Raw genomic sequence first — 13128 nt, forward strand, 5'->3', positions numbered from 1 at the left:
ATCCTTCGGACGCTCCGGCGTCGGGATGTAGGCGTCAACCTGAGCCATCAGCTCACGGATCGCATCACGGCCGATAGCCGCATCGCGGTTCTCGACAGCTGCAAGCGCAGAACCCTTGACGATCGGAATGTCGTCGCCCGGGAACTCATAGGAAGACAGAAGCTCACGGATTTCCATTTCGACGAGCTCGAGAAGCTCTTCGTCGTCGACCTGGTCAACCTTGTTCATGAAGACAACAAGGGCCGGAACGCCAACCTGACGCGCAAGCAGGATGTGCTCACGGGTCTGCGGCATCGGGCCGTCAGCTGCTGAACACACCAGGATCGCGCCGTCCATCTGGGCAGCACCGGTGATCATGTTCTTCACGTAGTCAGCGTGACCCGGGCAGTCAACGTGAGCGTAGTGACGGTTTTCCGTCTCATACTCAACGTGCGCCGTGGAGATGGTGATACCGCGGGCCTTTTCTTCAGGCGCACCGTCGATCTCATCGTATGCTTTTGCTTCAGCACCGCCAGCCTCGGCCAGCGTCATGGTGATTGCAGCGGTCAGCGTCGTCTTGCCGTGGTCAACGTGGCCAATCGTGCCAATGTTAACGTGCGGCTTGTTGCGCTCAAATTTTTCCTTCGCCATCGGCGTCGCTCTCTGTCCAATACTCGGTTCGGTCGATACAGGCTCGAGCGGAACGCATTCCGGCGCCTTGGACAGATCCGCAAGCGACGAATTGCTTCCCGTTGAACTTTTTCAGGATTTCCGGGCGAAAGATCCTTCCGTTCCGGACACTCCGATCAGCACCCATGATGGAGCGGGTGAAGGGAATCGAACCCTCGTCGTCAGCTTGGAAGGCTGCTGCTCTACCATTGAGCTACACCCGCACAACGAGGAACCAGGAACGATGGTGGAGGAGGTTGGATTCGAACCAACGTAGGCATAGCCAACGGATTTACAGTCCGTCCCCTTTAGCCACTCGGGCACTCCTCCATCTCGTCCTGCTTCACGCCGAAGCGATCAGGATGGCTTACCGAAGAGCCCGCCCGGAGGGGGCGAGCAATCCCGTGGCGCGTTTTATGCAGATGCGGACCTTCCGTGTCAACGACGATTTTGAAAAGAAACAAACAAAATCATCGAGACGCTCGAAACGGGTACTTCGCGCGCTCGGGATTACCCCGCCAACAGATGCTCAAAGAGTGCCAACACAAACCGCGAATGTCACGGTTTCCCGACGTTTTTTCTCACTCACTCCCGCTTTGAAAGCATGCCTGTGGACAACTATTCCTGCCTCTACAATTTAGCCCGACGAGTTTCAGGTGATTGAAGAAATTTTGTTTTTCCGCGTGCAGGAACGGCTTAGCGGCTAATCACTTGCCGAGAATCCACATTTGTTGTACCTACAACAAATGACAGATTCCTTGAGCGACATCGACTTTGTTGAAATGGGCCGGACCTGTTTCGGTCACGCAGCCCGGCGAACAGCGAATCTCCTGACGCGCCATTACAACAGGCATCTGTCGTCACTGGGGCTTGAGCTGACGCAGGCACAATTGCTTGCTGTCATTGCCGACGGCTCGGCTTCATCAGCCTCCGATATCGCCAGGTATCTCGGGATAGAACGCTCGACGCTCGCTCGAAATCTGAAACCGCTTGAAGCGTCCGGGCTTATCGCGCGCCAGCAGAAGGGTAACCGGAAAGGCTTGCCGGTACTGACTTCTGACGGGCAGGAGAAGGTGATCGAAATTCACCGGGCATGGCAACGGGCTCAAGAGGAACTCGGTTCTGTTCTTGGCGCAGAAGAAGCAGCCGCAGTGCGCGCGCATATGTCAGCACTCAGGAAGGCTGTTCACATTCTGGAGGACAGGAAGACGTCAGTCGGCCCCGTCCCTCCCCAAAAACGATTCTAGATCCATTCTCTTAACTGTCAGGATTTTCCAATGAGTGACACCATCACCGAAAACGGCAAGACCCATACGCTCGGCGCCCTGCCCAAGAAGGCCTTTCACGAAATGACGGGTCTCGATATTTTTGAGCGCATGATGGCTGGCGAACTGCCGGCACCACCCATCATGATGCATTCAAACATCCGCATGAAGGAGTTTTCCGACGGCCGCGCCGTCTTTACGGGTCAACCGGCGAAGGAATTCCTGAACCCGCTCGGCACCGTTCATGGCGGCTGGATTTCCACGCTGATCGACACGGCGCTTTCCTGTGCGGTTCACACCACTCTTAAACCGGGTGAATTCTATACGACCACATCACTCACCGTGAACATGGTTCGTCCGCTTCTGCCGACGAGCGGCGAAGTCACATGTGAAGGCCGGATCGTGCACCGGGGCTCCCGATTGGCAACGTCGGAAGGCGAACTGCGCGACGCCAACGGCAAATTGATCGCCCATGGCACCGTCAGCTGCATGATTCTGAAGCCGTCCTGAGAATTGAGGCTCGCGCAACTCATGCTTCCCCCTTTTCCTTTGAAGCATTTGCCGCTAGAGCTGCCCCATGACGGACAACAGCAAATCTCATCGCTCCCGTTCCCGTCCGGGTCAGGGAGCGAAACATTTTAACAAGCGCTCAGGCAAGCCGGCGCCCCGCCGCCCCGGACTGCCGCCTGAAGGTCCGGTGCTGCTTTACGGCCTTCACACTGTAGAGGCGGCTTTTGCCAACAAGGATCGCAAGCGCCTGAAACTTTTAGCGACCGAGAACGCGCAAAGACGCCTCGAAGAGCGCGGCGTGAACATCGACGTTCCCGTCGAGACAACAATGCCGAAGGCACTCGACCGCATGGTGACCAAGGATGCCGTGCATCAGGGCATGATTCTGGAAGCCGATCCTCTCCCCGCTTATGGCGCGGAGCATCTGAAGGGAGCTCGGCTGATCCTTGCACTCGACCAGGTCACAGATCCGCACAATGTCGGTGCTATCCTGCGCTCTGCGGTTGCTCTTGACGCAGACGCGGTCGTGACGACCGAAAGACACGCGCCTGAAGAAGGACCTGTTCTTGCAAAATCCGCGTCCGGTGCCCTCGACATGATCAAGCATGTGCGGGTTAAAAACATGGCCCGCTTTGTGGCGGAGATGAAGGATCAGGGTTTCGGCTGCATCGCGCTGGACAGCGATGGTCCCGCGAGCCTTGAAGACACTGCCTTCGCGGAAAAGACGGTTCTCGTTCTAGGCTCAGAGGGAAAAGGTGTCCGCCAGGGTGTCCGTGAAGCTTGCGGCCTGCTTGCCCGCCTAGACATGCCCGGTGAAATCCGTTCGCTCAACGTCTCGAATGCAGCCGTGTTGTCTCTCTATGTGGCGCGTATGAAGATGGGGCTCTGACCAGAGCCTCATAACAGCATCTCCATACCCGGAAAGCAGATCAAGCCGCTTCGCGACCGTTTCTGCTTGTCTCGGTATTTCCCTCAGCTTCGGTTCCCTGACTCGCGTGAGCGACAGTCAGCAACGGAGCCAGGATCAGACTGAGGCCGATCATCGGAGCAAGGATCATCAGGCCTGTACGAATTCCGTATGTGTCTGCCAGTGCGCCAATTGAAAGCGGACCAACCAGAAACCCGAGAAGTGCGATAAAGGACAAGACCGCAACATTCGAAGCGGAGCTTCTCCCCGGTGCCGCAGCCGCGGCCGTAACTCCAAGGGGAAACGCCAAAGCGGCTCCGACACCCAGAATTCCCAGCCCGAACAGGGCAACCAATGTGTCGGGTGCAAACCAGATCACGGCGACACCAGACAATCCGATGATTGCCAGCCCCTGTCCCAACCGCCCGGGCGTTGCCACCTGCCGCAGACGGTCACCGAACAAGCGTGTTGTTGCAAGGCACAGGGAGAAAACGGAAATGCCGAGACCGGCCAATCCCGGATTGGCTGCAAACGTGTCACGCAGAAACACCGCGGCCCAGTCGGCGATTGCCCCCTCGACCAGCGTTGTGCCGAATGTAAAGACGCAAATCCCGATCAACAGTGGATGCGGCAGCCGGAAGCCGTGTGGGCCTTGAGAGCTTGAAGCCGCATCCGGCTCACCCGGCAGACCAACTGTCACAGGCAGGACAGTGACCTGCACGACAACGGCAATTGCCAGACCCGCCCAAATCGGTTCAAGCCCAAAACCTGCGACCATGGATCCGATCAACGTTCCGGTCAAAAGTCCGAAGCTCCAGAAGCCATGCGCCTTGCTCATGATTTTGCCGCCGGTCCGTTTCTCATATTCGTCGGCCAACACGTTCAGCCCCAGTTCCAGAATGGACATTGAACTGCCGACACATGCAAGCACGCCCATGAGGAACCATTGCGAAGTGGAAAGAAAGGGCAGCAGCATCACCAGGAGGAAGACGGGATAGAATATCAAGGTGATGCGCCGCGCACCGATCCAGTGTGCCAACCGTCCGGCAATCAGCAGGGTCGTCAGTGTCCCGAGCGGTGCGCCGACCAATGCGATGGCCAGTTCGCTGTTCGTCAGGCCAAGAGAAGTCTGGACGCCGGGAATATGTGGCAGCCAGGCCCCCAGAGCCACGGGCTGGAGAAAGAATATCAGGCAGATTCGCGTCGCTTGAGACATGTATACCTTCTGGAAATTTCTTGATTGGCGCTGCTTCCAAGTCGTTTGGGAACCGGTGCGCAGCATTCATCCGAAATTCGATCGCTACAGGTTCTACCGCCCGGCCCCAGGCGGACCTTTTCTTGTTTGAGCAGGTCCCGTAGCTGCATTGGCAATTCCCTTTTCATAATCCGGGGAAAGCCGACAATCGGCACAATCTCGCGACTTGTCACTCGCTAATGCGCCGCAACTCACAGCAGGTCAGGTAATTATCCACAGAGGCTGCGTGTTTTTTCCTGCCTTTTTAGTGGCTTAGAAGATTTTTCGACCGCGGAAACGAAAATTTTTGCTCGGGGCATGGACAAGCGCGTCCAATCTGATAGAAGCCATTCCCGGCGCCGGTATAGCTCAGTTGGTAGAGCACGTGATTTGTAATCTCGGGGTCGCGGGTTCGAATCCTGCTGCCGGCACCATTTCCCACTCTTCGCGGAAGCCAGATTTGTCCGCGGAATTCCTCCCTTGAAATTTCGTTATGGTTCAGCAAGTCGCTGATGCTCCCTTCTCAGTTGTGATGACTGAGGCATCGACTACTTGTCTTCAATCCACGTCGACAGTTCTGGTGCGATGGAGGAGCAAGGAGCGACGATCAGGTCACGTGACATGAAGGGGCCTGCGGTGCGACTGACGTCTCCTGCAGCGACACAACTATCAGGCATGCTGACAGGGGTAATGCGTCCTGTCCCCTTGTCGAACAAAAATTGTTGCATCACCTGATCCTGAGCGCAGTCCCTGAGGCCGAAGGCAATCTTCGGGTCATCGGGCGCAATCAGCTCCATGCACTTTCCTTCAAATTCGACGGACACGATCTGGCTGGTATCGGCTCTGTAGGAGAACTGAACATCTCCACCCTGTGGTTTGCAGGAGTGAACCTGCAAGTTTTCTGCGAACCCACGCCCAAGCGTATCGATGCACCATCCCAGAGAATCCGCTTCGTCGAGATTGTCGGCAAGATAAATCACCGGTGTCGGCGTTTGAATTTTGGGAGCTTCGGCAACGGCCGGAGTAGCCAGAACACAGAAGAAGCAAGTCGTAGCGATATTGCCATACTGCATGACGCTCATCCTCTCAGTCGAACTGCCGGCGGCAAAACGATGTTGCCTACCATCCTGGTCTTTCAAGCAACAAATCGTGTCATCGGCATGGAAACCCCATTCGATCGTCCGGTACTGCTTCTCGCTTGATCCACCCATCCGCCTGAACTGCCGGCTTGAACGAGAACGCCGGACCGGTCGGGCAAACCTTATTCCACGTTGCCCATATATTTGGCCTGGTTGATCAGCTCCTGGCACTTGGCCTCGTTTCCGGCCTTCCGCTCCTTGTTGGCATCTTCCAGAAGCGCGCGCATCTTTTCTGCGGTCACCGTGTCAATGCCACTCCGGTTGACGTGATCAATCGCAAATTCGACCTTGCTGATGTCAGCGGCACAATCGGCCAGTGCGTTCGCAGGCGCTACAAGAACGAAAGCGGTTGCAAGAAAAACTTCACGTGTCCGTCTCATGTGTTCCTCCATCACCATCAAGCAGTTAGTTCACCACCCTCGGCACGAAAGACCTGGTCCGGAATTTCAGATCCGGAGCAGTCTCGTCACATCATGCGGTGGTGCAGATCCATCATGATCCAGAGACTTCCTCCCACCATGATAAAAATAAGAACGGCTGCAAACCCCAGAAAGAACAAATTTTCTCCAGGTGTATGCTTCAGGTCCAGGTGCAGGAAAAAAACCAGATGCACCAGCACCTGCAGAACAGCGGCCACTGCGATCACGATGTAGACAGCCGGACCTGTCAACAGCTCACCCCAAACGAGGGCGAAGGGTATGGCGGTCAAGATGACGGCCAGGACAAATCCGGTGAGATAGGTGGTGAGTGAGCGTTCGCTTGCATGTGTCATGTTCTTCCCCCTCACATGACGCCCGGAAGATAGACCACCGAGAAAATCCCGATCCAGACAATGTCCAGAAAGTGCCAGAACAGGCCCAGGCGAATGAGACGCGAGCGCACAGGCAACGTCAGTCCTTTCACCAGAACCTGCCCGATCATCACGCAGATCCCGATCGATCCGAATGTCACGTGCAAACCATGTGTGCCGACCAACGTGAAGAAAGCAGACAGGAAGCCACTGGTTTCCGGCCCTGCCCCTTGCGCAATCATGCCGTGAAACTCGATCAGTTCCATCGCCAGAAATCCGAGCCCGAGAACCAGCGTCACAATGAGCCACTGAACGACCCGGTTTAACCGGTCCTCGCTCATCGAAATCGTCGCCATGCCGAATGTCAGGCTGGACAGGAGCAGAAGCGCCGTTTCGCCCGCAGTATGACCGAGATCGAAGAGTTCCTTAGACGTTGGCCCGGCGGCGGAATTCTTTGCAAGCACAACATAAGTCGCAAACAACAGCGCAAAAATGACTGCGTCGGTCATCAGGTAGATCCAGAAGCCGAACTCCCGCGAATCGAGAGATTTTTTCTCTTCGTGCTCGAGAAGCTCACTGGTCACGGACATCTCTCCCATCACGCCCTCCCCGGCAGAGCCGCACCGGAAGCAGCACCGCGCGGCATGAAATCGCGCATGTCATGCATATCCGCCATGGATATCTGTGCGAGCCGCGCGTTTTCGATCCGGGCGACCTCGGCCGCCGGCATGACGAAATCAGAAGCGTCGTCACATGCCCTCATTCCAACGCAAACAAGGCTGAGAACAAGGCAGAGGGCAGCGAGCCACCAGATGTACCAGACCATGGCAAAGCCAAGCACAAAGGAGAGTGCCCCAAGTATCGGGCCGATCCCGGAACTCTTGGGCATGACGATGTCTTCGTACTGAACCGGGGCCTGATAAGCGGCGCCCCTGATTTTCATGTCATGAAATGCATCCAGGTCACGCACTTCGGGTATCACTGCGAAATTGTAGGGCGCAGGCGGAGAGGACGTTGCCCATTCCAGGGTACGGCCATTCCAGGGGTCTCCTGTTGTATCGCGTGCAGATCCCCAGTTCTTGGCCGAAACATAAAGCTGAACGGCAATACAAACGATCCCTGCCAGCACACACAGGGCACCAAGAGCAGCCACCACCAGATAAGGTTGCCAGGTCGGATCGGCATAGTGTTCCATGCGCCGGCTCATTCCCATGAAACCAAGGACGTAAAGCGGCATGAACGCAAGATAAAAGCCGATAATCCAGAACCAGAAAGAACGGATGCCCCACTTGGCGTCGAGCTTGAAGCCGAATGCTTTCGGGAACCAGTAATTCAGCCCGGCAAAATAACCGAAGAGTGCCCCCGGGATCAGCATGTTGTGAAAATGCGCGACCAGGAAGGTCGAGTTGTGCATCAGATAGTCAGCCGGAGGCAGCGCCAGCAACACGCCGGTGACACCGCCGATAACGAAGGTCACCATGAACCCAATGGTGAACACCATGGAGGGATGAAACTCGATCCGTCCCCGGTAAATCGTGAACATCCAGTCGAAGATCTTCACTCCGGTGGGAACCGCAATGATCATCGTTGCGATCCCGAAAACGGCGTTCACGTTGGCAGACGATCCCATTGTGAAGAAATGGTGCAACCAAACGGTGAAGGACAGGATCGCGATACAGGCGGTTGCATAAACAAGCGACTTGTAGCCGAACAGGCGCTTTCGGGAGAAGGTCGCAACCACTTCGGAAAAGATGCCGAATGCCGGCAGGATCAGGATATAGACCTCCGGGTGCCCCCAGATCCAAAGCAGGTTGGCGAACATCATCATGTTGCCGCCATCACCATTGGTGAAGAAGTGGAATCCCAGCGTCCGGTCAAGCGCAAGCTGTGCAGCCACGACAGTCAGGGCGGGAAACGCGAAGGCGATCAGTATCGAGATGCAGAGCGTCGTCCAGGTAAACATCGGCATGCGCATATAGGTCATGCCGGGACAGCGGTTCTTGACGATGGTGACAATGAAATTGATGCCCGACATCGTGCTGCCGACACCACTCACGATCAACGCCCACAGCCAATAGTCGACGCCGACACCGGGACTGTATTCGATACCGGAATATGGAGGATAGCCCGTCCAGCCCGCAGTTGAAAATTTACCGATCACGAGCGAAACAAGCACAAGCCCTGCTCCGGCTGCCGTCATCCACAAACTGACGGAGTTGAGGAAGGGAAATGCCACATCCCGGGCACCGATCTGTTGCGGCACAATGATGTTGATCAGTCCGGTCAGGAACGGCATCGCCACAAAAAAAATCATGATCGTGCCGTGTGAGGAAAATATCTGCTCGAAATGTTCCGGAGGCAGATAACCTTCGCTGTTGAGGGCTATCGCCTGCTGGGCACGCATCATCAGGGCATCGACGAAGCCCCGTACGAGCATCACCAGCGCCAGAACCACATACATGATGCCGATCTTCTTGTGATCGACGCTTGTCAGCCAATCCGTCCACAGAACCTTCCAGGCCCGCAGATACGTGATCAGCAAGAAGACTGCGAGCCCGCCGCAGACGGTTACCGCGGCGCCGCCCATGGCCACCCATGAATAAAGTGGAATGGCATCTATTGTCAGACGTCCCAGCATCAAGCAGCCCCCCTGCAGATGAGTTCAGCGGCCTCGCTCTCATAAGGCCCGACCATTGGCGCGTATTTGCGAAGAATGAGTTGGAACAGGTCCTTTTCATAGGACGAGTAGTAACTCACAGGGTTCGCTACGCTCTGCCTGTGCAGCTCAACATAGGTTTTTGCATCCAGAACATCGGCGGAGCCGGAGATCTCGCCTTTCCAGGCTGTAAAATCCGCCTCGCTCATGGCATGTGCCTTGAAGTGCTGATCTGCAAAGCCGTCGCCGGAAAACATGGTGTTGCGTCCGGTGAAGACCCCAGGCTCGTCCGCGAGAAGATTGAGTTCTGACCGCATTCCGGCCATTGCGTAAATCTGTCCTCCAAGCGCCGGTATCATCAGCGAGTTCATGACCGTATCGGAGGTGATTTCAATATTGAGTGGCCGATCCGCCGGGAAAGCCAATTCGTTGACACTCGCCGTTCCAAGCTCGGGATACAGAAACAACCATTTCCAATCGAGCGCGATCGCCTGCACCTTGAATGCCGGTTTGTCCGAAGCAATCGGCTTGTAGGGATCCAGTCTGTGGGTCGCATCCCAGACGAGCGTGCCGAGCACGATGATGATGATCGCCGGCACCAGCCAGATCACTGTCTCGACTTTCCAGGAACCTTCCCAGTCCGGGGTGTAAGCTGAAGCTTCATTGGCCCGCCGGTACCGCCAGACGAAATAGAGTGTCAGTGCAATCGCCGGGATTGCCACGATCATCATCAGACCGAACGCGGTGAACAGAAGATTCCTTTCCGCCAGCGCTATCGGCCCCTTGGGAAAAAGAACCGGTGCATTGGACACGCCGCAGCCTTGCAGCAGCAGGAGTGATGCAAGAAGCATCACAAAGGGAACCGTCCGGGCAACACCATGAAAAAATCGTTTGTTTGTCAGTTCGGTCATTGCTCCCCCTCAAGAGGACAAAGGCAGTCTCACAAACTCAAAAAACTTACTGAGACAATTCAGACTAACGCCCGAACAACCCGGGCGCAGAAGGTGCGTCACTTGAAACTTATACTAGACTCACCAAGAGCCTAGCCGAGCAAGTTGAGGTTTGAAAGGGTGACCGGGCGGGAAATTGTCAAAACGCTCTGGTTGTGGTTGTTGCAGCAGACATCTTCGGAGCAATACAATGCCTCAATGTCACAACTCTGATCGGAAGACTGTCAGAAGCGGGCTGCAATCCCGATCAAGGGACCGTGTGTAATCGTGTCGTAGGCAAAGCGCGACGTTCCGGACTTTTCGTTGTCATAGTCAACACCAAGCGCCTTGTATTGAAAATGCGCGGACCAGATCTTGTTGAAGTGATACCCGACACCACCCTGGACGTTCCAGGTGAAGTCGGAACCGGCGCCAAAGCCACCAATGTCCCCTCGCCCGTTCACCGACCATTTGTCGTTGAACATATGCATGGCACGCAGACCAATGACCGGGTCCAGCCAGTCGTCAGCGCGCGTTATGTCAAAATTGCCTGCGATCGTTCCGGTGGCGTCCAGATTCAGCGAAATGTCCCAATAACGCCCACCAGCGTAAACATCGACCGTGGTTTGCGGTGAATTGTAAGCCCGATAGAACAGCATCCCTTCCAGAATGAGCTGATCACCGCCTACACGCACGCGCCCTCCTGTGAGAGGCGTGTCATTGGCCGTTGCCAGGTTCATGTAGGCAACGTCCAGCATCGCACCGAATTTTTGCCTGTAGAGCGCTTCGGTACGCAGCATTGCACCAAAGCGCAGGTTTTCAAGAATATCGCCGGTTCCGATATCGACATCGGTCGCCGGCAATCTGCCGACCTGTGATGTTCCGGTAATGTTTGCACCGACAAAGTAAGGAGCGATGAGGAATTCCCAGGTTCGATCAACACGTTCGTTGACGGGCTCCTGCACTTGAACCGGACCGGTTGAAAGATCAGCTGCCCCTGCTTCGGACACAAACGACGTCCCGGCCGGGGTGAGCAGACCAAGAGCGCATGTGGTGGTTGCAAGTTTCCTGAGCGTCCGCATCTTGTTTTCCCCTCGGGTCGTTTGACCTGACAAAACTGGAAGTGCACAAATCATTCAAGCACACCAAGGACGTAGCGACTACCGTAGGGGAAACGATTGTTGCTCCGCATGGCCCTTTTACAACACCGTCAACAATAGCAATGGTCTGGTAAACCGATCCATGGGCGCGATGATGTGTGTCCGGGATCAGGTCAACAGATGTGATCCGACGGCTGGCAAGTTCCGGAAAGCCTATTTCTCGACCGAAGACCGTTTGAGAAGGAATGCCTCCACCGCGGACTGACTTTCCGGTCGCAGGTTTTCAATCCCCTCATAAGGCACTCCGTATGCCGGCGGACCATCCGGATACTTTTCCTTGCGCCCCATATGGCGCCCAAGAATGCGAACAAATTCCTGTCCACCCCACGCTCCAACTTCCGTGGATACCGGATACTTCTCGTGTGTATCGCGAAAGATATCGAAAAACTCCGCAAGGATCGGACTTTCACCCGGACCTGGAAGGTTCAGGCGAAGCTTGTCCTTCACGATCGCCTTGGGTGTGCTGATGGAATAGACGATCACATGATCCCGCCGACCTTTGCTTTCGTCCGCAAACAGCAGCGCTGCCGACTGATCAACGCCATCGACAAGCCGGTCACGGGGAATGAATTGGTCTGCTCCAGCTATTCGCGAAAGTGTCGTGAACAGATCCGAGACATGGATGATGTTGTTGATCATGGTGTCAGCACCGATCATTCCTGGCCAGCGAATGAAAGCGTCGACACGCACTCCCCCTTCGGTTGTGTCCCCCTTGCCACCTCTGTAGATCATCGGCGTGAAACCGGACTGGGGCGCATATTTGGTAAAGTGTCCGTTGTCTCCCATAAGGATGACAATCGTATTGTCCTCGATGCCAAGCGTCTTGAGTTCCGTCATCAGATCGCCGACCCACGTGTCCAGCAACTGCATCTTGTCGGCATAAAGACCGCCATTCGGACTGTCGGGACCGTCGCGGCCAGCCCGTGTGTTGTCGAGCGGAATCATTGGCCAGTATTGCAGGAAGAACGGCTCACTTTCGCCCGCGAGCCGACGCAACTCCTCAACGGTTTTGTCCTGGAAGGCCTGGTTCATTTCATCGTATTTGGCGGCCGTCCAGCGTTCACCTGCCTGCATTCGAATTTCGCGAACAGGTCCGCCTGCCTCACCCTCGACAACGGTCACCATCGCCGAGGCATCTGGCCGGAACAGATCGTCGAGCGTATAGACCGGATCGAAGTCTGCCAGCCCGACGGAGACTTGTTCCCTGATGGCGTCGTCGTGGAAAATCGTCAGCTGCCCCTGTTGATGAATAGCGTGTTGTGCGTAGTCAAACCCCTGGTTCATCGCCCAACTCTCGGCAACATCGCCCATATGCCATTTGCCGACATGCGAGGTGTTATAGCCCCCTTCCTTCAGGACTTCGGCAAGTGTTACCTCATTGCCGGGCAGCCCGAACCCGGAAATGTCCACAGTCGTGTCACCCATTCCCATTCGCACGGGCAAACGCCCGGTGGTCTGCGCGACACGCGTCGGTGTGCAAGATGGCTCGGTGTACATTCGAACCATCCTCATTCCCTCGTCGGAAAGCTGATTGATATTGGGTGTCGCGTACCCCCGAACTGCATTGAGTTCCGGAATACCCATGTCGCCGAAGCCCATGTCATCGACCAGGATGCTCAGGATATTGGGGGGCTTCCCGCCGTTTTTCTGCTGAAACTCAGCCAGGAGAGCGTCCACCGCAGCATCATCTTCAGCCCACTGCTCGCCGTGCTGTGCTTCCAGTATGTAGTATTCGGCATCGTGAGCAATTGGAGCGTCCTGAGCGTGAACCGCCGAAACTTGCATCAGGCCAATTGTCAGTAACAGCTTCCGGATCATTGAATTTCTCCTTAGGCTAATGTCGATGCCGCGTCATTCCTTTTGCGGTGCGGGCTTTACCGCTGTTCAACT

At 55.9% G+C, this 13128-nt stretch carries 13 protein-coding genes and 3 tRNA genes; 4 read left to right on the forward strand and 12 right to left on the reverse strand.

Annotated features, from left to right (window positions below; all coding sequences use genetic code 11):
- From ABLO27_RS13775 to ABLO27_RS13785, 3 genes are all read right to left on the reverse strand, one after another.
- Positions 1-630: GTP-binding protein (locus ABLO27_RS13775; protein ID WP_353033523.1), on the reverse strand; the 630-nt coding region annotated here is incomplete at its 3' end.
- Between the two features lie 168 nt (positions 631-798).
- Positions 799-872: transfer RNA gene (locus ABLO27_RS13780), tRNA-Gly, on the reverse strand.
- Between the two features lie 21 nt (positions 873-893).
- A tRNA-Tyr gene (locus ABLO27_RS13785) sits at positions 894-978 on the reverse strand.
- A gap of 428 nt (positions 979-1406) precedes the next feature.
- Here ABLO27_RS13785 and ABLO27_RS13790 point away from each other — a divergent pair.
- The 3 genes from ABLO27_RS13790 to ABLO27_RS13800 all read left to right on the forward strand — a co-directional run bounded on the left by ABLO27_RS13790 (position 1407) and on the right by ABLO27_RS13800 (position 3312).
- Positions 1407-1895 (forward strand): MarR family winged helix-turn-helix transcriptional regulator, encoded by a 489-nt coding sequence (locus ABLO27_RS13790; RefSeq protein ID WP_353033524.1) that lies wholly within the window; start codon positions 1407-1409, stop codon positions 1893-1895.
- Between the two features lie 30 nt (positions 1896-1925).
- A complete protein-coding gene (locus ABLO27_RS13795; protein ID WP_353033525.1) occupies positions 1926-2423 on the forward strand; it encodes a PaaI family thioesterase in 498 nt (165 codons plus the stop codon).
- 67 nt (positions 2424-2490) lie between these two features.
- Positions 2491-3312 carry a TrmH family RNA methyltransferase gene (locus ABLO27_RS13800; RefSeq protein WP_353033526.1) on the forward strand — a complete coding sequence of 274 codons (822 nt, stop codon included), beginning with the start codon at positions 2491-2493 and terminating at the stop codon, positions 3310-3312.
- Between the two features lie 40 nt (positions 3313-3352).
- On the opposite strand, the gene ABLO27_RS13805 is transcribed toward ABLO27_RS13800, so the two are convergent.
- Positions 3353-4546, reverse strand: coding sequence for an MFS transporter (locus ABLO27_RS13805; RefSeq protein WP_353033527.1), 1194 nt, complete (start codon positions 4544-4546; stop codon positions 3353-3355).
- Positions 4547-4922: 376 nt separating this feature from the next.
- Here ABLO27_RS13805 and ABLO27_RS13810 point away from each other — a divergent pair.
- A tRNA-Thr gene (locus ABLO27_RS13810) sits at positions 4923-4998 on the forward strand.
- 114 nt (positions 4999-5112) lie between these two features.
- Here the strand turns inward: ABLO27_RS13810 and ABLO27_RS13815 are convergent.
- The 8 genes from ABLO27_RS13815 to ABLO27_RS13850 form a co-directional block, all read right to left on the reverse strand.
- Positions 5113-5637 carry a hypothetical protein gene (locus ABLO27_RS13815; protein WP_353033528.1) on the reverse strand — a complete coding sequence of 175 codons (525 nt, stop codon included), beginning with the start codon at positions 5635-5637 and terminating at the stop codon, positions 5113-5115.
- A gap of 188 nt (positions 5638-5825) precedes the next feature.
- The gene (locus tag ABLO27_RS13820) at positions 5826-6083 is read right to left on the reverse strand and encodes a hypothetical protein (RefSeq protein ID WP_353033529.1); all 258 of its coding nucleotides are present in this window, start codon (positions 6081-6083) and stop codon (positions 5826-5828) included.
- 86 nt (positions 6084-6169) lie between these two features.
- Complete coding sequence (cyoD, locus tag ABLO27_RS13825) at positions 6170-6475, reverse strand: cytochrome o ubiquinol oxidase subunit IV (protein WP_353033530.1); 306 nt, start codon at positions 6473-6475, stop codon at positions 6170-6172.
- Between the two features lie 11 nt (positions 6476-6486).
- Positions 6487-7092, reverse strand: a complete 606-nt coding sequence (gene cyoC / locus ABLO27_RS13830; protein ID WP_353033531.1) for a cytochrome o ubiquinol oxidase subunit III — start codon at positions 7090-7092, stop codon at positions 6487-6489.
- Positions 7092-9131, reverse strand: a complete 2040-nt coding sequence (gene cyoB / locus ABLO27_RS13835; RefSeq protein WP_353033532.1) for a cytochrome o ubiquinol oxidase subunit I — start codon at positions 9129-9131, stop codon at positions 7092-7094. The genes cyoC and cyoB overlap by 1 nt, the downstream gene beginning before the upstream one ends.
- Entirely contained in the window at positions 9131-10060 is a 930-nt protein-coding gene (gene cyoA / locus ABLO27_RS13840; RefSeq protein ID WP_353033533.1) for a ubiquinol oxidase subunit II, read from the reverse strand. The genes cyoB and cyoA overlap by 1 nt, the downstream gene beginning before the upstream one ends.
- Positions 10061-10323: 263 nt before the next feature.
- A complete protein-coding gene (locus ABLO27_RS13845) occupies positions 10324-11160 on the reverse strand; it encodes a hypothetical protein (protein ID WP_353033534.1) in 837 nt (278 codons plus the stop codon).
- 231 nt (positions 11161-11391) lie between these two features.
- The gene (locus tag ABLO27_RS13850; protein WP_353033535.1) at positions 11392-13056 is read right to left on the reverse strand and encodes a sulfatase-like hydrolase/transferase; all 1665 of its coding nucleotides are present in this window, start codon (positions 13054-13056) and stop codon (positions 11392-11394) included.
- Positions 13057-13128 lie beyond the last annotated feature (72 nt).

The organism is Roseibium sp. SCP15, from assembly GCF_040329435.1.
Lineage (GTDB): Bacteria > Pseudomonadota > Alphaproteobacteria > Rhizobiales > Stappiaceae > Roseibium.